This window comes from Streptomyces olivaceoviridis (assembly GCF_014650115.1).
Taxonomy (GTDB): domain Bacteria; phylum Actinomycetota; class Actinomycetes; order Streptomycetales; family Streptomycetaceae; genus Streptomyces; species Streptomyces olivaceoviridis.
Genome location: NZ_BMUI01000009.1, coordinates 120323 through 138447 on the forward strand (window position 1 = coordinate 120323; position 18125 = coordinate 138447).

The following is an 18125-nucleotide window of genomic DNA, read 5'->3' on the forward strand; positions in this document are numbered from 1 at the left end:
GCGGCGCGGCAGCACGGGAGGCGCGGCAGCGCGGGGGTGGGCACCACGCCACACGGTTGCGCACCGCACGGTTCCGCACCGTGTGGTTTCGCACCGCGGGGCGCGGGGTGCCCACCCTTCTCTCTTACCTCTTACCTCTTACCGGTAGTTCACGAACTGGAGCGCGAAGTCGAAGTCCTTGCCCTTCAGGAGGGCGATGACGGTCTGGAGGTCGTCGCGGCTCTTGGAGCTGACGCGCAGCTCGTCTCCCTGGACCTGGGCCTTCACGCCCTTGGGGCCCTCATCGCGGATGATCTTCGCCACCTTCTTCGCGTTCTCCTGGGAGATGCCCTCCTCGATCGACGCGAAGATCTTGTACTCCTTGCCGGAGAGCTGCGGCTCGCCCGCTTCCAGCGTCTTCAGCGAGATGCCGCGCTTGATGAGCTTCGACTGGAAGACGTCGAGGACAGCCGTCACCCGGTCCTCGGAGTTCGCCTCCATGAGGATCTTGTCACCGGACCAGGAGATCGAGGCCCCCACGCCCTTGAAGTCGTAGCGCTGCGAGATCTCCTTGGCGGCCTGGTTGAGGGCGTTGTCGACCTCCTGCCGCTCGACCTTCGAGACGATGTCGAAACTGGAGTCGGCCATGTCCTGTGGCTCCTTGTATCGGGGTGCGTATCGGGTGCGTGCCGGCGCGCGCGGCGGCCGCCGGGCCCGGTGGAGTACCGGGCGTATCCGCACCAGCCTAGCCACCCCGCGCCCCGCCAGGTGGAGATCAATCGGGTGGCGAAGCACCCCCGGGCATCGGGTATTGTTTACGTCGTTGCCGGGGAACACCGCCGAAAGCGGGTTCGAAGCGGCAGCACTACCCGGCGGTGTGGCTCAGCCTTCCCAGGTTCGAATCCTGGCGCCGCCACACGGGAGCGAGGCCCCGTGATCTGCGAGAGCAGGTCACGGGGCCTTCGTCGTTGTCTCCGGGGTCTCCGTGCCGTCGGCGGGACCGGGGTACCGCTGGTCGCGCCACGCCCCCGCACCTCATTAGAATCGAACGCGTGAACGAGGACCGTCCGCTGACGCGTCTCGACATGCTGCGCTTCGCCCGCCGCGTCGTCGAACACCAGGCCGCCAGGCAACTCGCGCTGATGGACCGGTGGATCGCCGACGAGGAACGCCGGGAGGCCGAACGGCAGCGCCGTCTCGGCGCCCGGAAGGCCGCCGCGGAGTGGGCCGTCGAGCGCGGTCTCAGCGGCCGGAGCGCGGTGTACGTCCACGTCGGCGGCTGTACGGGCGCCGGCGGCGGGCGGGCGAAAGGCGTCGGCCGGGAGCAGGCGGTACGGGCCCTCACCGAAGAAGGAGTCCCCGCGTGCCCGCTGTGCCGGCCGGACACCGCGCTGGGGATTCTCGAATGACCGGCCCGGGTGCGGGCCCGGCCGGTCCGGATGATGCTGGAGCCATGGCCGGGAAACATCCCATCATCGTGCACCTGCCGTCCCCGACCGGTGGTCGCCGGGTACGGGTGGACGGCGAGATCCTCGGCCTCGCGCACAACGTGCGGGACCTGGTGGAGTTCCTCCGCCGGGCGGGGCTGGAGATCGAGCCGGAGGAGGTGGCCGACTCACCGCTGATCGACTGGCGCGGAGTGGGCCCCGACCGTTGGGAGGCGGAGACCCGGACCTGATCACGCCGCCGTCGTCGGCCGGGAGAGATGCGCCGACCGCCCGCTCGGGCACACTGACGGCATGTCCTCCCGACGCAGAACCTGTCCCGTGTGCCACCGCGACATCGCCGTCGTCGCGGGCCGCTTCGCACGGCACGACCCGCCCGGGGCGCGGGAGAACGGGGAACTCGTCTCCTGCGCCGGGTCGCGACATCCGGCACAACTCGGGGCGGTGCAACCGTCCTTGGACGGCTACGCCGTGCCCGAATTCCCCGGTCAGCTGCCGCTGTTCTGAGCCCTGACGGGCCGACAGGGGGCGGGTCGAGGTCTCCTACGGTTCGTCAGTGCGCGGGCGGTGACGGTCAGGGAGGGGCGAGGCGGGCCTGACCGGTCAACGGCCGGCCGCCCGGCTCAGTTCCCGGCGACCGACTTCACCGCCACCGACACCGGCGTCGAACCGCTGATCAGCTCCAGTGTGAGACCGGCCGTCGCCGGCGTGTCCACCAGTTCCGCGAGGATGGTCGCCACGTCGTCCCGGGGGATCGAGCCGCGCCCCGTGTGCGCCTCCAGCCGGACCAGGCCGGTGCCCGCGTCGTCCGTCAGCGTGCCCGGGCGCAGGATCGTCCAGTCCAGCGCCTCCTGCCGGGTGACATAGGCGTCGGCCTCGCCCTTGGCACGCAGGTACACGTCGAAGACGTCGTCCCCCTGGTGCGCGGGATCCGCGCCCATCGAGGACACCACCACGAAGCGGCGCACACGCGCGCGTACGGCCGCGTCCGCGAACAGCACCGCCGCGCCCCTGTCCACCGTGTCCTTGCGGGCCGCGCCGCTGCCCGGGCCCGCGCCGGCCGCGAACACCGCCGCGTCCGCGCCCTGGAGGTGCGCCGCGACCTCCTCCACCGAGGCGGACTCAAGGTCGAGCAGGACCGGTTCGGCACCGGCCGCGCGCAGATCGTCGCCCTGCTCGGCTTTGCGGATGATGCCCGCGACCTCGTCCCCGCGCGCGGAGAGCACACGCTCCAGCCGCAGCGCGATCTGACCATGACCACCAGCGATGACAATGCGCATGGAACCGACCGTACGCCCGGAGAGCCGCATCCGCCGCACGAGTTGACCGCCGCGCCCGGAGCACCCCGAAGGCGCGCGCCCGCGCCCGCTCACTCCCGGACGCTCACAAGCGCGGCTCGGGGCGTACGCGCGGACGGGCGCCGCTGTGCGAAGGGGCCGTTCGCGCGGTGGGCACCGCTCCCCGACACCCGGCCGGCACGCAGCGAACGATCCCGCGCGCGGAGCAAGCCCGCCGCGAACGGGGAACGATCACGCGCCGCCGGGCACCCCGTTCCACGGCCCGCACGCGCCCCCCGGCTGCCCCGTTTTCCAGCCCGCGCACGCCCTCTGCACGCCCCAAGCGCGCCCCCCAGACACCCCGTTCCACTACCCGCACGCGCCCCCAAGCGCACCCGCCGACACCGCCTCAGGACTGCACCCGACTGCACGCCGACCGCACACACCCGCGCCACCACGAAGCGCCCCGCGCCGCGCCCCCCACGAGGTCTCACAGCCCCGGCCGGCTCCCGCACCGCCCCATGCCCACCCCACCCCCACCGGCTCCCCGCACTGTCCCGCCGCTCACGACAGTTCCCCCCGACCCTGCCGCGGCAGGCCCAGTTCCGCTGTCGCCGCCGAGTTGCAGTACTCGCGGACCGCGCTCGTGCGGGCCACCACTCGGCCGCGGTGGACGACGATCCGGCTGTAGGCCAGGGACAGCGCACCGGGGAGGTGGTCCCCGCGTACGGCCAGCAGTTCGGCCGGGAAGCCCGCTTCCACGCGGACCTCCGGCAGGCCCAGCGCCGCGCGTGCCGAGGCGCACACGGCGTCGTAGGCGTCCTCGGGGCGCAGACCGTGGGCGGAGGCGAGGAGGTAGGCGGCCTCCAGCGGGTCGCCGCGGCCGACGGTGTTCGACACGTCGCGCAGGGCACCGCTGCCGGCCGCCACCCGCACCCCGGCGGCCCGGAGCAGCCGTACCGGCGCCGTGCCCCGCCGATCGGCGCCGCCGCAGCCGCCCTGGGGCAGGCACACGACCGTCACTCCGGCCGCCGCGAGCTGGTCGGCGACGCGGGAGGCGGCCTCGGTGGGCAGGCGCGCGAGACCGGCGCACGGTCCGATCGTCACGCCGGGGCGCAGGCCACCCGCCATGGCCGCGAGCCGGGAGAGCCGGGCCGGGTCGGCGGCGTCCGTGTGCAGGTCCACCGGGCAGCCGTGTTCGGAGGCCACCTCCAGGACCGTCTCCACGTAGCCGGTGGGATCGGGGTCCAGGTCCGGGCAGCCGCCCACCACACAGGCGCCCATCTTCACCGCGTCCCGCAGCATCGCGAGTCCGTCGGCCCCGGCCGCCCCGGTCAGCAGCCGTGGCATCGCCACCGCCGTCAGCTCCGCCAGCCCCCGCAGCGACCGTCGCGCCTGCAAGACCGCGCCCAGTGCGCCGAGTCCCTGGACGTCGCCCACGCGCACGTGCGCGCGTACCGCCGTCGCGCCGTGCCCGAGCTGGAGCAGGGCCGCCTCCGTGGCCCGGCGCTGGACGTCCTCGGGGGCGTACGACGCGGGGCCGGGGCGCTCGGCCGACAGGGCGGTGTCGCCGTGGGCGTGCGGTTCGGCCGGTGCCGGCAGGAGCAGGTAGCCGCTCAGGTCCACACGCGTGGCGCTCGTCCGCGCCGGGCCCGGCGCGAGACTGCCGGTGGTGCCCACGGCCTCGATGCGCCCGCCGCCCAGCCGTACGTCCACCGTGCGGCCGTCGGTGAGGCGCGCTCCGCAGAGCAGGAGCGCGGCCTGGTCGGACGGTCCGGAGGACCCCGACGAGTTCGACGGCGGTTGCGGCTGCGGCTGGCTGTCGGGCATCGCGCTCCAGGGTGGGGCCGGGGGGCGGGCGGGCCGGCGTGGGGGATCGGGGCCGTCCACCGCCCCAAGATCACGCAGAGTGAGTCGAGCCTAGGGCGACGAGCCGCGCGGGACGCGCAGGAGCGCAATAGTCGTACCGGCGTGGCCCGCTCCAGAGGCGCACGCGTCGCCCACCCGCGAGCGGGCGGACCGGAGTACCGGTGGCGACGCCTCGCCGGGCCTCGGACACCCACGCGCGCGGGCGGGCCGCAGCCGCGCGACGGCGCCGCGCAGCAGGCGCCCACACGCCCGCACCCACGCGCGTGGCGGCGGTGATCGCGTCGCGCCTACCGGGCGCCTACCGGGGCTCAAGGGACTGCCGAGCGGGCTGTGGGGAGGGTTCCGGCGGGCGGCGGGATACGGATTTGGGTGAACGGCGGCGGACCGTGTAATGTCTTCATCGCTCGCCCCAATAGCTCAGTCGGCAGAGCGTCTCCATGGTAAGGAGAAGGTCTACGGTTCGATTCCGTATTGGGGCTCTGGTGTGAGAGGTTCCCGTCGCGAGGCGGGACCCGATCACATCAAAGCGGTGTAGCTCAGTCGGTAGAGCAAGCGGCTCATAATCGCTGTGTCACCGGTTCAAGTCCGGTCACCGCTACTGACAGTAGCCGATTGCGGGGTCGGTCCTTCGATCGGCTACTCTTTCTTGCGTTAAACCAGTCCATCCGTTCGTCATAGGAGCACTCACGTGGCTGCCACCGACGTCCGCCCGAAGATCACGCTGGCCTGCGTGGAGTGCAAGGAGCGGAACTACATCACCAAGAAGAACCGGCGTAACAACCCGGACCGTCTTGAGATGAAGAAGCACTGCCCGCGTTGCAACGCGCACACCGCGCACCGCGAGACGCGATAAACAGGCTCGTCCGTGAGGCCGTCCCCTTCCGAGGGGGCGGCCTCACGGCGTTTCACCGGCTCGGCACCCAGCCCGCCGTGCCCGCCCGCCGCGCCGCCCCCGTGCGCGTTCCGCGGCCGGTTTCCCGCTAATTTGGGGCCAGCCACAGCAGACATCAGGAGGTGCCGGGCCATGGCGCTCGACCAGTCCTTCGTGGGACGGACCTACCCGCCCACCGCGCCCTATGAGGTGGGCCGGGAGAAGATCCGCGAGTTCGCCGAGGCGGTGGGCGAGACCAACCCGGTGTACACGGACCCCGAGGCCGCCAAGGCATTCGGCTACTCCGATGTGATCGCCCCGCCGACCTTCGTGTTCTCCATCACGTTCCGCGCCGCCGCCCAGGTCGTCGAGGACCCGCAGCTGGGGCTCGACTACAGCCGCGTGGTGCACGGCGACCAGAAGTTCGCCTACGTCCGCCCGGTGCGCGCCGGCGACCGGCTCACGGTCACCTCCACGATCGAGGCGATCAAGTCCCTCGCGGGCAACGACGTCCTGGACATCCGCGGTGAGGTGCACGACGAGGCCGGCGAGCACGTCGTGACCGCCTGGACCAAGCTCGTGGCCCGCGCGGCCGAGGAGGCGTGAGAACCCGATGACGGCGAAGATCGCCTACGACGAGATCGAGGTCGGCACCGTGCTGCCGGCGCAGACCTTCCCCGTGACCCGCGCCACGCTCGTGCGCTACGCGGGCGCCTCCGGGGACTTCAACCCGATCCACTGGAACGAGAAGTTCGCCAAGGAGGTGGGCCTGCCGGACGTCATCGCGCACGGCATGTTCACCATGGCCGAGGCGATCCGCGTGGTCACCGACTGGGTCGGTGACCCGGGTGCGGTCGTGGAGTACGGCGTCCGCTTCACCAAGCCCGTCGTCGTCCCCAACGACGACCAGGGCGCCCTGATCGAGGTCAGCGGCAAGATCGGGGCCAAGCTGGACGACAACACCGTACGGGTGGACCTGACGGCGATGAGCGCCGGCCAGAAGGTGCTGGGCATGTCCCGGGCGGTCGTACGGCTCGCCTGACGACCCGAAGCGATGCGTATAAGGGGCGTCCTCCTTGGCGGGGCGCCCCTTACGTATGCGCGGGGTGCCCTTGCGCACGCCGTTCCTCACGCACAGCCCCGCCTTGACGAAGTTAGTGATTGAGTACTAACTTTCCCCTCATGCCCAGGATGAGCGCAGAGGAGCGACGCGAGAGCGTCATCCGCGCGGCGACCGCCGAGTTCGCGCGCGGCGGGTACCACGGCACCTCCACGGAGGCCATCGCCAGGCGGGTCGGTGTCTCGCAGCCGTACCTCTTCCGGCTCTTCCCGGGCAAGAAGGCGATTTTCCTGGCGGCGGCCGAACGCTGCGTGGACGACACCATCCGGACCTTCGAGGGGGCCTCGGAGGGGCTGCGGGGCGAGGAGGCCCTGCACGCCATGGCGAACGCGTACACCAAGGTCATCGCGGAGCGGCCCGAGTGGCTGATGATGCAGATGCAGATGTACATCGCCGTGGCCGCCGCGGAGCAGGAAGGTGACCGGGAGTTCGGCGAGAGCGTACGGGCCGGCTGGATGCGGCTATGGGACACCGTGCGGCTCGCGCTCGGCGCGGACGTCGACGAGACGACCTCCTTCCTGGCTCACGGGATGCTCATCAACTGCCTGGTGGCCATGGGGTTTCCGCCCGAGCACCGGGTGTGGGAGGGGCTCTATCCGTCGGCCCGGGTCACGGGTCGCCTGGAGGTGTAGGGCCGGGCCCTGTCGCCTGGGCGGGCATTGGCATGCCCAAGAAAGTTAGTCAGCAATAACTAACTAAGTTCCCTGGGGGAGCGATGGCACAGCAGACAGCACCACCCGGCGCCACCCCGTCGCGCGCGAGCGCGGTATGGGCCCTCGTCATCACGAGCGTCGCCGGATTCATGGCGTCCCTGGACAACCTCGTCGTCACCACCGCCCTGCCCTCCATCCGCGAGGACCTCGGCGGGGCGCTGGACGACCTGGAGTGGACCGTGAGCGCGTACACGCTCACCTTCGCCGTCCTGCTGATGTTCGGCGCCGCGCTCGGCGACCGCTTCGGACGCCGGCGGATGTTCATCGCCGGACTCGCCGTCTTCACCGGCGCGTCCGCCGCCGCGGCCATGGCGCCCGGCATCGACTCCCTGATCGCCGCCCGCGCGGTGCAGGGCGTCGGCGCGGCCGTGATGCTGCCGCTCACGCTGACCCTGCTCACGGCGGCCGTGCCCGCGGCCAGGCGCGGGACGGTGTACGGCATCTGGGGCGCCGTGAACGGACTGGCCGTCGCCTCCGGGCCGCTGATCGGCGGCAGCCTCACCGAGCACGTCTCCTGGCACTGGATCTTCTGGCTGAACGTCCCCCTGGGCCTCGCCGCGCTGCCGCTCGCCCGGCTGCGCCTGGCCGAGTCCCACGGCACCGGCGCCCGTCTCGACCTTCCCGGCACGCTCCTCGCCAGCGGCGGGCTCTTCGGGATCGTGTACGGCCTGGTCCGCGGGCCCGCCGACGGCTGGACCGACTCCGTGGTGCTGACCGCGCTCGGCGCGGGCGGGGCGCTGCTCGCGGGCTTCGTCGGCTACAGCTCCCGCGCGGCGCACCCGATGCTGCCCATGCGGCTGTTCCGTTCCCGGGCCTTCTCCGGGATCAACGCGGCCAGCCTGCTGATGTTCGTCGGCATGTTCGGATCGATCTTCCTGCTCAGCCAGTACATGCAGGGCGTCCTCGGCTACTCGCCCACCGAGGCGGGACTGAGGATGCTGCCGTGGACCGGCATGCCGATGCTCGTCGCGCCCGTCGCCGGGCTCCTCTCCGACCGGATCGGCGGCCGGCCGGTCGTCGCCGCGGGCCTGTTCCTCCAGGCCGCCGGGCTCGGCTACATGTCCTGGGTGGTCACCACGGACGCCTCCTACGCCGTCCAGCTGCCCGGTCTCATCGTCAGCGGCGTCGGCATGGCCCTGTACTTCGCGCCGGCCGCCAGCCTGGTCATGGCCAGCGTCCGCCCGCAGGAGCAGGGGATCGCCTCCGGCGCGAACAACGCGCTGCGCGAGGTGGGCGGCGCGCTCGGCATCGCGGTGATGTCTTCGATCTTCTCCGCGCGGGGCGGTTACGAGTCCGCGCAGAGCTTCGTGGACGGTCTGCGGCCGGCCCTGGTCACCGGCTCCGCGGTGGTCGTCCTCGCCGCGGTCGCGGCCCTGGCGATCCCCGGCCGCGCCCGCGCCGTCCTCGAGGCCGGGGAGGCGCCCGCGCCGGTCCTCGAAACCGCCGCCCGCTGACCCGCCACTCCCGCGCAAGGAGCCCGCGATGCCCACGCTCCCCTGGACCGTGCCGAACTCCCCGCCGGCCGGCGCCGAGGCGCACGTGTCCGCCTCGCGCTTCGTGACCCGCACCCTGTGGGGCGCCCTCCGCTCCCTCGTCCGCACACCGGCCGTCCGGCGGCAGGCCGACCGTGCGCCCGGCGCCTGCGGGGCCACCCTCAGGGCGCAGCCCCTGCGGCGGACCTCCTGGACCCTGTCCGCCGGGGAGTCGGCCGCCGCGCTCAAGGAGTTCGCCCGCTCCGGAGCCCACCGGCCGACGTCCCGGGCCCTGGCGGACCGGATGCGGGACGTCCGGTGCGCCACGTGGCAGGCCTCCGCCGGTGCACTCCCCATGAGCTGGGAGGAAGCGACGCGGCGACTGACGTAGCCGCCGGGACGGCACCGCACGCGCGCGTGGACCCGCGGCCCGCAGGGAGGTCCGCGCGCGCGTGCCTGCTGTTTTCGGGCACGGCGACGCGTGTGCACACGGCGGCGGAGCGGGGGAGGGACCGGCACGCGCGCGTGCCGCGTTCCCCGCCCTCCTGCCGGCGCGGCCCCCGTTGACCCGTCTCGTAGTCTTGGGCCCGTGCAGGTACTCCACGACGCCCCCCTTGCCCCGCTGACCACCTTCCGGCTGGGTGGTCCCGCGACGCGGCTGGTGACCGCCGCCACCGACGCCGAGGTGATCGCCGCCGTCCGAGAGGCCGACGACAGCGGCACCCCGCTGCTGGTCATCGGCGGCGGATCGAACCTGGTGATCGGCGACAAGGGCTTCGACGGCACCGCACTGCGCATCGCCACGCGCGGGGTCGAACTGCGCGGCACCACCCTGGAGCTCGCGGCCGGCGAGGTGTGGACCGACGCCGTCGCCCGCACCGTGGAGGCCGGGCTCGCCGGGATCGAGTGCCTGGCCGGCATCCCCGGCTCCGCGGGCGCCACGCCGATCCAGAACGTGGGCGCCTACGGCCAGGAGGTCTCCTCGACGATCACCGAGGTGATCGCCTACGACCGGCGGGCCGGCGAGACCGTCACGCTGACGAACGAGGAGTGTGCCTTCTCGTACCGCCACAGCCGCTTCAAGGCCGACCCCGAGCGCCACGTCGTGCTCCGGGTGCGCTTCGAGCTGGAGGACGCGGGCGGGCTGTCCGCGCCGGTCAAGTACGCCGAGACGGCCCGGGCCCTCGGTGTGGAGCCCGGGGACCGGGTGCCGCTGGCCGACGCCCGGGAGACCGTGCTGAAGCTGCGCGCCGGCAAGGGCATGGTCCTCGACCCCGAGGACCACGACACCTGGTCGGCCGGCTCCTTCTTCACCAACCCGGTCCTCATCGACCAGCAGTTCGCCGCGTTCCGCGCGCGCGTGCGCGAACGGCTGGGCGAGGACGTCGAGCCGCCCGCCTACCCGGCGGGGGAGGGCCGTACGAAGACCTCCGCGGCCTGGCTGATCGACAAGGCGGGCTTCACCAAGGGCTACGGCACCGGCCCCGCCCGCATCTCCACCAAGCACACCCTGGCGCTCACCAACCGGGGCGGCGCCACCACGGAGGACCTGCTCGCCCTGGCCCGCGAGGTGGTCGCCGGCGTCCGCGAGACGTTCGGGGTCACCCTGGTCAACGAGCCGGTGACCGTCGGCGTCAGCCTCTAGGAGCGGGGTTCCGAGAGGCTCTGTGGGCGGCTCCGGGAGCCTTCGGGGAGTGGCTCCCGAACAGCGCGGGCTCAGTAGGCCACCCCGACCCCCTGCTTCAGGGTCTCCCTCGCGTCGATCATCGACAGCATCGCGTGCGCGACGTCCGCGCGCGCGATGAAGCGGCCCCGGGGCGGGAAGCCGCCGACGACGGTGCGGTAGCGGCCGGTGAGCGGCTTGTCCTGGAGCCGGGGCGGCCGTACGGACGTCCAGTCGGTGCCGCTGCGGGCCAGCTCGGCCTCCATTTCGCGCAGGTCGGCGTAGACGTCCTTGAGGATCGCCGACACCAGGTGCCGCACCCCTCGGTCCAGGGGGCCGTCGTGTGCCGGGGCGGGGCCGACCGGCGCGGCGCTCACCACCAGCAGCCGGCGTACGCCCTCCGCCTCCATGGCGGCCAGGACCGTACGGGCCAGCCGGGTGGCCACCCCGGCGTCCTTGCGGCTGCGCGCGCCCAGGCCCGACAGGACGGCGTCCCGGCCCCGTACGGCGGGTCGCAGCTCCTCAGGGCCGGTCAGGCCGCTGCGGACGACCTCCAGGCGGTCACCGGTGACGGCGAGCCGGGCCGGGTCCCGTACGACCGCGGTGACCTCGTGACCGGCGTTCAGGGCCTGGCCGACCAGCTCCCGGCCGATCCCTCCCGTGGCGCCGAAGACAGTGAGCTTCATGGTGACGTCAGATCCCCTCGTCCGCGGACGTGGTGGGTGAGTGCTCACTCACCACCTGCTGCCTCTAGGGTGGGTAAACACTCACCCGCCCGTCAAGCCCCGATCGGAGCCCCATGGAGACGAAGCCGGCGCGTGTCCGCATCCTCGACGCGGCCCACGAACTCATGCTCACGGTCGGACTCGCCCGCGCCACCACCAAGGAGATCGCCCGCGCGGCCGGCTGCTCCGAAGCGGCCCTCTACAAGTACTTCGACAGCAAGGAGGAGCTGTTCGTACGGGTCCTCACCGAGCGCCTGCCCCGCCTCACCCCGCTGCTCAGCGGCCTCGCCGCCGCACCGGGCCGGGGCACGCTCGCGGGGAACCTCACCGAGATCGCCCGCCAGGCCGCCCTCTTCTACGAGCAGAGCTTCCCGATCGCCGCCTCCCTGTACGCCGAGACCCAGCTCAAACGCCGCCACGACGAGGCGCTGCGCGCGATCGGCTCCGGCCCGCACCTGCCCATCGAGGGCCTGGACGCCTACCTGCGCGCCGAACAGGCCGCCGGCCGCGTCCGTGCCGACGCCGACACCTACGCCGCCGCCTCACTCCTCCTCGGCGCCTGCGCCCAGCGCGCGTTCGCCTACGACGCCACCGAGACCCGCGAACGGCCGCCCGTCGACGAGTTCGCCGCCCGCCTGGCGGCGACCCTGGTGGGCGGAATCTCCGTTGCGGACACGCCGGACGACCACGACCCTGACGCCATGAGGCACCGCACATGAGGCGTCCCCCATGCGGCTGAGGCTGCGCGAGTTCCGGCCCCGCACCGGACCGCACGAGTACCGGATCGTCCGGCCCCGGCACACCCTGCGCCACACCTCGCTGCGCGCCCCCGACCCCGTCGGCATGCTGCTCGGCGACCACGACGGGCTGAACCGGCTCGCCGGCCTGTTCTCCTTCGCCGCCCGCTCCCCGCACACCGTCGTCCACGTGCCGCTGCGCGACGGCGTCCCGCCCGACGAGGGCGTCGGCGAACTGGTCGACCTCGTCCTCGTCCACGAACGCCTCGGCCTGCGCCCCAGCCAGTGGCCCGACCTGCGCCGCCGACTACGCCAGGGCGCGCCCCTGACCGTCCGCACCGACGAGGCCCGCACCGCGCGGGACGCCGCCGTCTGGAGCGGGCGCCGGGACCGGGCGGACTTCCGGGGCGACCTGCGGCACGCCACGCACGCGCGTACCTTCTTCCTCTTCGGTCACCGGGAAGTGTTCGCCGAGACGGCCACCCGCTTCGCGGACGCGGCGGGCCGGGGGCCGTACCAGAACCGTGTCGGCGAAGGGCGTATGGCATACCTGGGATCGTTCCTGCCCCTGACCGATCCGCCCGGCGGCGGGCACCCCGTCGAGGTCATGGTCTGCTTCAAGCCGTATCCGCCGTACGCCCACTTCAGGCCGCCGGGCGCGCCAGCCAGTCGTCCACGCCGGCCAGCAGCCGCTTCTTGACCTCCTCCGGGGCGGCCGAGCCGCGCACCGACTGCCGGGCCAGCTCCGCGAGTTCGGCGTCCGTGAAGCCGTGGGCGTGGCGGGCGATCTCGTACTGGGCGGCCAGCCGGGAGCCGAACAGCAGCGGGTCGTCGGCGCCCAGCGCCATCGGGACGCCCGCCTCGAAGAGCGTGCGCAACGGCACGTCCTCCGGCTTCTCGTACACGCCGAGCGCCACGTTCGACGCCGGGCACACCTCACAGGTCACGCCCCGGTCGGCCAGCCGCTTCAGCAGCCGGGGGTCCTCCGCCGCCCGCACCCCGTGCCCGATCCGCGTGGCGTCCAGGTCGTCCAGGCAGTCCCGGACCGACGCCGGGCCGGTCAGCTCGCCGCCGTGCGGGGCCGACAGCAGACCGCCCTCCCGCGCGATGTGGAAGGCCCGGTCGAAGTCCCGCGCCATGCCCCGCCGCTCGTCGTTGGAGAGCCCGAAGCCGACCACGCCCCGGTCCGCGTAGCGCACCGCCAGCCGGGCCAGCGTCCGCGCGTCCAGCGGGTGCTTCATCCGGTTCGCGGCCACCAGCACCCGCATGCCGAGCCCGGTCCTCCGCGAGGTCGTGTCCACCGCGTCCAGGATGATCTCCAGGGCCGGGATCAGACCGCCCAGCCGGGGCGCGTACGACGTCGGGTCCACCTGGATCTCCAGCCAGCCCGAGCCGTCCGCCAGGTCCTCCTCGGCGGCCTCCCGGACCAGGCGCTGGATGTCCTCGGGCTCGCGCACACAGGAGCGCGCGGCGTCGTACAGCCGCTGGAAACGGAACCAGCCCCGCTCGTCAGTGGCCCGCAGTCTCGGCGGTTCCCCGCTGGTCAGCGCCTCCGTCAGCGCGTCGGGCAGCCGGACGCCGTACTTGTCGGCCAGTTCCAGGACGGTGCCCGGTCGCATCGAGCCGGTGAAGTGCAGGTGCAGATGGGCTTTCGGCAGCTCAGAGAGATCACGTACACGCTCCATTCCCAGATCCTGCCGTATGTCCCCGCTGTCCCGGTAGCCGTTTCCCCTTACGTGCTCTTGCTCGCACAAACGAACAGGGGCACCTCCGGGAATCCGAAGGTGCCCCTGTCCAGAAATGGACGACTCAGTCCCTGGCCTCCGCCAGCAGCTTCTGGATGCGGCTCACGCCCTCGACGAGGTCCTCGTCACCGAGCGCGTACGACAGCCGCAGATAGCCCGGCGTGCCGAAGGCCTCGCCCGGGACGACCGCGACCTCGGCCTCCTCCAGGATCAGCGCGGCCAGCTCGACGGTGTCCTGCGGGCGCTTGCCGCGGATCTCCTTGCCGAGCAGTGCCTTGACCGACGGGTAGGCGTAGAAGGCGCCCTCCGGCTCCGGGCAGAGCACGCCGTCGATCTCGTTGAGCATCCGCACGATGGTCTTGCGGCGCCGGTCGAATGCCTCGCGCATCGTCGCCACGGCGTCGAGGTCACCGGAGACGGCGGCCAGCGCGGCCACCTGGGCGACGTTGGAGACGTTCGAGGTGGCGTGCGACTGGAGGTTCGTCGCGGCCTTGACCACGTCCTTCGGGCCGATGACCCAGCCCACGCGCCAGCCGGTCATGGCGTACGTCTTCGCCACGCCGTTGACCACGATGCACTTGTCGCGCAGCTCGGGGAAGAGCCCCGCCAGGGACACCGCGGCGGCCTCGCCGTAGACCAGGTGCTCGTAGATCTCGTCGGTGAGCACCCACAGGCCGTGCTCGACGGCCCAGCGGCCGATCGCCTCGGTCTCGGTCTCGGAGTACACCGCGCCGGTCGGGTTGGACGGGGAGACGAAGAGGACCACCTTCGTCTTCTCCGTGCGCGCCGCCTCCAGCTGCTCCACCGTGACGCGGTAGCCGGTGGTCTCGTCGGCGACGACCTCGACCGGGACACCGCCGGCCAGGCGGATCGACTCCGGGTACGTCGTCCAGTACGGCGCGGGGACGATGACCTCGTCGCCCGGGTCGAGGATCGCGGCGAACGCCTCGTAGATGGCCTGCTTGCCACCGTTGGTGACCAGGATCTGCGAGACGTCGGGCTCCCAGCCGGAGTCGCGCAGCGTCTTCGCGGCGATGGCGGCCTTCAGCTCGGGGAGGCCGCCGGCCGGGGTGTAGCGGTGGTACTTGGGGTTCTTGCAGGCCTCGACGGCCGCCTCGACGATGTAGTCCGGGGTCGGGAAGTCGGGCTCACCGGCGCCGAAGCCGATCACCGGACGCCCGGCGGCCTTCAGGGCCTTGGCCTTGGCGTCCACGGCGAGGGTGGCGGACTCGGAGATCGCGCCGACTCGGGCGGAGACCCGGCGCTCGGTGGGAGGGGTTGCAGCGCTCATGCGGCCCATCGTTCCAGACCGGAAATGACCCCGGCACACGGGTTTCACAGACTGAACAGGAAGGGTCGAGGCGTGAACACGGGTCCGAATCCGGGCCCCGGCCAGGACGATCTTTGGTCACGCGGCCCCGGACGGGCGCTTTCTGTTCGACGCCGGGGCCCGGACCACGTACACTCTCACCTCGTTGGCCTTCAGCCACCGTCGCCGAGCCGGTGCACACCGGGCACCCGGTCGGATGCGGTACGTTGGGGGACACACAAAGGGTCGTAGCTCAATTGGTAGAGCACCGGTCTCCAAAACCGGCGGTTGGGGGTTCAAGTCCCTCCGGCCCTGCTACACACACCGCCAGGATGTGTGCGCATGTACGTACAGCAATGCACCGCCGTGCGGCTCAGAAACCGGGCGCGGCACGGCCACGACCCGGGATCAGGTGAGGACAATGACGGACGCCGTGGGCTCCATCGACACGCCTGATGCCCAGGACGAGGTGTCCGAGTCCAAGAAGAGGGCTCGCAAGGGCGGCAAGCGCGCCAAGAAGGGCCCGCTCAAGCGCCTGGCCACCTTCTACCGGCAGATCATCGCGGAGCTCCGCAAGGTCGTCTGGCCCTCGCGCAACCAGCTCACCTCGTACACCACCGTGGTGATCTTCTTCGTCGCCATCATGATCGCCCTGGTGACCGTGATTGACTATGGGCTCAACCACGCGGCCAAGTACGTCTTCGGCTGAGCCAAGAGCGAAGGGCGCCGTGGTACCGGCGCCCGTTTTCGCATGTTCCACCCCTATGTATCCAGGAAGAAGCAGCCATCGTGTCTGACCCGAACCTGAACGACGACGCCACCGAGCCCCGAGGGCTGGCTGCCGAGACGGTGGACGACGAGCTCGACATCGTCGAGGGCGCGGACGAGCAGGACGAGTTCGAGGCTGCCGAGGCCGAGGCGGGTGAGCCGGCCGAGGAGGCCGCCCTGCACGCCGAGGACGAGGACGAAGAGGCCGACGAGGAGGCCGCCGTCGCGGAGGCCGCCGTCGCGGAGGCCGCCGAGGAAGAGCCCGCCGCTCCGGTGGACCCGGTCGAGGCCCTGCGCGAGGAACTGCGCACCCTGCCCGGCGAGTGGTACGTCATCCACACCTACGCCGGCTACGAGAACCGCGTGAAGACCAACCTGGAGCAGCGCGCCGTCTCGCTGAACGTCGAGGACTACATCTTCCAGGCCGAGGTGCCGCAGGAAGAGGTCGTCCAGATCAAGAACGGCGACCGCAAGACGATCAAGCAGAACAAGCTGCCGGGTTACGTCCTGGTCCGCATGGACCTGACGAACGAGTCCTGGGGCGTCGTCCGCAACACCCCGGGCGTCACCGGCTTCGTCGGCAACGCCTACGACCCGTACCCGCTGACCCTGGACGAGATCGTCAAGATGCTCGCCCCGGAGGCCGAGGAGAAGGCCGCTCGCGAGGCCGCCGAGGCCGAGGGCAAGCCCGCCCCGCAGCGCAAGGTCGAGGTCCAGGTGCTGGACTTCGAGGTCGGCGACTCGGTCACCGTCACCGACGGCCCGTTCGCCACGCTCCAGGCGACCATCAACGAGATCAACCCCGACTCGAAGAAGGTCAAGGGCCTGGTGGAGATCTTCGGCCGCGAGACGCCGGTCGAGCTCTCCTTCGACCAGATCCAGAAGAACTAGTTCATTTCTGGACGTACCGCTTCCGTGCAGGTCAGGCGGGCTGGTTCAGCCCTCCTGACCTGCACGGTTTTTGGCCGCGCATCTATACCCGTTATCGTTGTGCGGTATGCCTGCGTCCGGGTGGTCCCCGGAGGCGGGCAGGACCCGAACCGAAAGGACCCGGAGAGCTATGCCTCCCAAGAAGAAGAAGGTCACGGGGCTCATCAAGCTCCAGATCCAGGCCGGCGCCGCCAACCCGGCTCCGCCGGTCGGCCCGGCGCTGGGTCAGCACGGCGTCAACATCATGGAGTTCTGCAAGGCCTACAACGCCGCGACCGAGTCGCAGCGCGGTTGGGTCATCCCGGTGGAGATCACGGTCTACGAGGACCGCTCCTTCACCTTCATCACCAAGACGCCGCCGGCCGCGAAGATGATCCTCAAGGCCGCGGGCATCGAGAAGGGCTCCGGCGAGCCGCACAAGACCAAGGTCGCCAAGATCACCGAGGCGCAGGTCCGCGAGATCGCCCAGACCAAGATGGCCGACCTGAACGCGAACGACCTGGACGCCGCCGCGAAGATCATCGCCGGTACCGCGCGTTCCATGGGCGTCACGGTCGAGGGCTGACCCCAACCCCCCAGTAGTCATGCGGCCGTAGCCGGTCGCACGTGGCAGGGCCTGCTCGGCCCAGGGACCACGACTCCTTCAGAACACACAGGAGCAAGTTGTGAGCAAGCGCAGCAAGGCTCTCCGCGCTGCGGACGCCAAGGTCGACCGGGAGAAGCTGTACGCCCCGCTCGAGGCCGTCCGTCTGGCCAAGGAGACCTCCACGACCAAGTTCGACGCGACCGTCGAGGTGGCCTTCCGCCTGGGTGTCGACCCGCGCAAGGCCGACCAGATGGTCCGTGGCACCGTGAACCTTCCGCACGGCACCGGCAAGACCGCCCGGGTCCTGGTCTTCGCGACCGGTGACCGTGCTGCGGCCGCGGAGGCCGCCGGCGCCGACATCGTCGGCTCCGACGAACTGATCGACGAGGTGGCGAAGGGCCGTCTGGACTTCGACGCCGTCGTCGCCACCCCGGACCTCATGGGCAAGGTCGGCCGCCTCGGCCGCGTCCTCGGCCCGCGTGGTCTGATGCCGAACCCGAAGACCGGCACCGTCACCCCCGACGTCGCCAAGGCCGTCACCGACATCAAGGGCGGCAAGATCGAGTTCCGCGTCGACAAGCACTCGAACCTGCACTTCATCATCGGCAAGGCGTCCTTCGACGACTCCAAGCTGGTGGAGAACTACGGCGCCGCGCTGGAGGAGATCCTCCGTCTGAAGCCGTCCGCCGCCAAGGGTCGCTACATCAAGAAGGCCGCGGTCAGCACCACCATGGGCCCCGGCATCCCGGTCGACCCGAACCGCACCCGCAACCTCCTCGTCGAGGAGGACCCGGCCGCCGTCTGAGCCGTAGCTCAGCCCGGTAGCCGCGTCAGGTACGCGTAAAGAAAAGGGCGGGCCCTGGAACCTTGGAGGTTCCGGGCCCGTCCTTTCTTCGTGCGACTTTTCGCACGACTG

General features: G+C 71.8%; 22 protein-coding genes and 3 tRNA genes. 19 read left to right on the plus strand and 6 right to left on the minus strand.

Translation table 11 applies throughout. The annotated features are described in order from the left end of the window. Positions 1 to 138: 138 nt before the first annotated feature. Positions 139 to 627, minus strand: a complete 489-nt coding sequence (locus IE273_RS19230; RefSeq protein WP_189816435.1) for a YajQ family cyclic di-GMP-binding protein — start codon at positions 625 to 627, stop codon at positions 139 to 141. 404 nt (positions 628 to 1031) lie between these two features. Between IE273_RS19230 and IE273_RS19235 the strand changes: the two genes are divergently transcribed. The 3 genes from IE273_RS19235 to IE273_RS19245 all read left to right on the plus strand — a co-directional run bounded on the left by IE273_RS19235 (position 1032) and on the right by IE273_RS19245 (position 1931). Further along, positions 1032 to 1388, plus strand: a complete 357-nt coding sequence (locus tag IE273_RS19235) for a DUF6233 domain-containing protein (RefSeq protein WP_014674333.1) — start codon at positions 1032 to 1034, stop codon at positions 1386 to 1388. A gap of 44 nt (positions 1389 to 1432) precedes the next feature. Further along, a complete protein-coding gene (locus IE273_RS19240; RefSeq protein ID WP_189816436.1) occupies positions 1433 to 1657 on the plus strand; it encodes a hypothetical protein in 225 nt (74 codons plus the stop codon). A 61-nt stretch (positions 1658 to 1718) separates the two neighbouring features. Continuing rightward, the gene (locus IE273_RS19245; protein WP_189816437.1) at positions 1719 to 1931 is read left to right on the plus strand and encodes a hypothetical protein; all 213 of its coding nucleotides are present in this window, start codon (positions 1719 to 1721) and stop codon (positions 1929 to 1931) included. Between the two features lie 116 nt (positions 1932 to 2047). Here the strand turns inward: IE273_RS19245 and IE273_RS19250 are convergent, their stop codons facing one another. Together IE273_RS19250 and IE273_RS19255 are read right to left on the minus strand one after the other, a co-directional pair. Continuing rightward, positions 2048 to 2704 carry an NAD(P)H-binding protein gene (locus IE273_RS19250; RefSeq protein WP_189816438.1) on the minus strand — a complete coding sequence of 219 codons (657 nt, stop codon included), beginning with the start codon at positions 2702 to 2704 and terminating at the stop codon, positions 2048 to 2050. A gap of 561 nt (positions 2705 to 3265) precedes the next feature. After that, the gene (locus IE273_RS19255) at positions 3266 to 4531 is read right to left on the minus strand and encodes an amidohydrolase family protein (protein ID WP_189816439.1); all 1266 of its coding nucleotides are present in this window, start codon (positions 4529 to 4531) and stop codon (positions 3266 to 3268) included. Positions 4532 to 4976: 445 nt separating this feature from the next. Between IE273_RS19255 and IE273_RS19260 the strand changes: the two genes are divergently transcribed. From IE273_RS19260 to IE273_RS19300, 9 genes are all read left to right on the plus strand, one after another. Further along, positions 4977 to 5049: transfer RNA gene (locus IE273_RS19260), tRNA-Thr, on the plus strand. A 46-nt stretch (positions 5050 to 5095) separates the two neighbouring features. After that, positions 5096 to 5168: transfer RNA gene (locus IE273_RS19265), tRNA-Met, on the plus strand. 90 nt (positions 5169 to 5258) lie between these two features. Beyond that, entirely contained in the window at positions 5259 to 5423 is a 165-nt protein-coding gene (gene rpmG / locus IE273_RS19270; protein ID WP_003948671.1) for a 50S ribosomal protein L33, read from the plus strand. 171 nt (positions 5424 to 5594) lie between these two features. Beyond that, positions 5595 to 6047, plus strand: coding sequence for a MaoC family dehydratase N-terminal domain-containing protein (locus IE273_RS19275; protein ID WP_189816440.1), 453 nt, complete (start codon positions 5595 to 5597; stop codon positions 6045 to 6047). Positions 6048 to 6054: 7 nt separating this feature from the next. Continuing rightward, entirely contained in the window at positions 6055 to 6483 is a 429-nt protein-coding gene (locus tag IE273_RS19280) for a MaoC family dehydratase (protein WP_189816441.1), read from the plus strand. A 140-nt stretch (positions 6484 to 6623) separates the two neighbouring features. Then, positions 6624 to 7193 carry a TetR/AcrR family transcriptional regulator gene (locus tag IE273_RS19285; protein WP_189816442.1) on the plus strand — a complete coding sequence of 190 codons (570 nt, stop codon included), beginning with the start codon at positions 6624 to 6626 and terminating at the stop codon, positions 7191 to 7193. Positions 7194 to 7276: 83 nt separating this feature from the next. Beyond that, a complete protein-coding gene (locus IE273_RS19290; protein ID WP_189816443.1) occupies positions 7277 to 8728 on the plus strand; it encodes an MFS transporter in 1452 nt (483 codons plus the stop codon). Positions 8729 to 8756: 28 nt separating this feature from the next. Further along, on the plus strand, positions 8757 to 9137 hold the full coding sequence (locus IE273_RS19295; protein ID WP_189816444.1) for a DUF3291 domain-containing protein: 381 nt from the start codon (positions 8757 to 8759) through the stop codon (positions 9135 to 9137). 198 nt (positions 9138 to 9335) lie between these two features. Continuing rightward, entirely contained in the window at positions 9336 to 10391 is a 1056-nt protein-coding gene (locus tag IE273_RS19300; RefSeq protein ID WP_189816445.1) for a UDP-N-acetylmuramate dehydrogenase, read from the plus strand. A 71-nt stretch (positions 10392 to 10462) separates the two neighbouring features. Here IE273_RS19300 and IE273_RS19305 read toward each other — a convergent pair whose 3' ends face one another. Further along, the gene (locus tag IE273_RS19305) at positions 10463 to 11095 is read right to left on the minus strand and encodes an NAD(P)-dependent oxidoreductase (protein WP_189816446.1); all 633 of its coding nucleotides are present in this window, start codon (positions 11093 to 11095) and stop codon (positions 10463 to 10465) included. Positions 11096 to 11208: 113 nt separating this feature from the next. Here IE273_RS19305 and IE273_RS19310 point away from each other — a divergent pair, with 113 nt between their 5' ends. Continuing rightward, on the plus strand, positions 11209 to 11853 hold the full coding sequence (locus IE273_RS19310; protein WP_189816447.1) for a TetR/AcrR family transcriptional regulator: 645 nt from the start codon (positions 11209 to 11211) through the stop codon (positions 11851 to 11853). Positions 11854 to 11863: 10 nt separating this feature from the next. Next, positions 11864 to 12571: a hypothetical protein gene (locus IE273_RS19315; protein ID WP_189816448.1), complete on the plus strand. Its 708-nt coding sequence runs from the start codon at positions 11864 to 11866 to the stop codon at positions 12569 to 12571. Here IE273_RS19315 and IE273_RS19320 read toward each other — a convergent pair. Both IE273_RS19320 and IE273_RS19325 read right to left on the minus strand, forming a co-directional pair. Continuing rightward, positions 12516 to 13556 carry an adenosine deaminase gene (locus IE273_RS19320; protein WP_189816449.1) on the minus strand — a complete coding sequence of 347 codons (1041 nt, stop codon included), beginning with the start codon at positions 13554 to 13556 and terminating at the stop codon, positions 12516 to 12518. The genes IE273_RS19315 and IE273_RS19320 overlap by 56 nt on opposite strands. A 124-nt stretch (positions 13557 to 13680) precedes the next feature. After that, complete coding sequence (locus tag IE273_RS19325; protein WP_014674348.1) at positions 13681 to 14907, minus strand: pyridoxal phosphate-dependent aminotransferase; 1227 nt, start codon at positions 14905 to 14907, stop codon at positions 13681 to 13683. A 260-nt stretch (positions 14908 to 15167) separates the two neighbouring features. Between IE273_RS19325 and IE273_RS19330 the strand changes: the two genes are divergently transcribed. From IE273_RS19330 to rplA, 5 genes are all read left to right on the plus strand, one after another. Then, a tRNA-Trp gene (locus IE273_RS19330) sits at positions 15168 to 15240 on the plus strand. A gap of 106 nt (positions 15241 to 15346) precedes the next feature. Continuing rightward, positions 15347 to 15634 carry a preprotein translocase subunit SecE gene (secE, locus tag IE273_RS19335; RefSeq protein WP_014674349.1) on the plus strand — a complete coding sequence of 96 codons (288 nt, stop codon included), beginning with the start codon at positions 15347 to 15349 and terminating at the stop codon, positions 15632 to 15634. Between the two features lie 80 nt (positions 15635 to 15714). Then, positions 15715 to 16584 (plus strand): transcription termination/antitermination protein NusG, encoded by an 870-nt coding sequence (gene nusG / locus IE273_RS19340; protein WP_189816450.1) that lies wholly within the window; start codon positions 15715 to 15717, stop codon positions 16582 to 16584. A gap of 169 nt (positions 16585 to 16753) precedes the next feature. Next, positions 16754 to 17188 carry a 50S ribosomal protein L11 gene (gene rplK / locus IE273_RS19345; RefSeq protein WP_014674351.1) on the plus strand — a complete coding sequence of 145 codons (435 nt, stop codon included), beginning with the start codon at positions 16754 to 16756 and terminating at the stop codon, positions 17186 to 17188. A 100-nt stretch (positions 17189 to 17288) separates the two neighbouring features. Further along, complete coding sequence (rplA, locus tag IE273_RS19350; protein WP_014674352.1) at positions 17289 to 18014, plus strand: 50S ribosomal protein L1; 726 nt, start codon at positions 17289 to 17291, stop codon at positions 18012 to 18014. Positions 18015 to 18125: the final 111 nt, after the last annotated feature.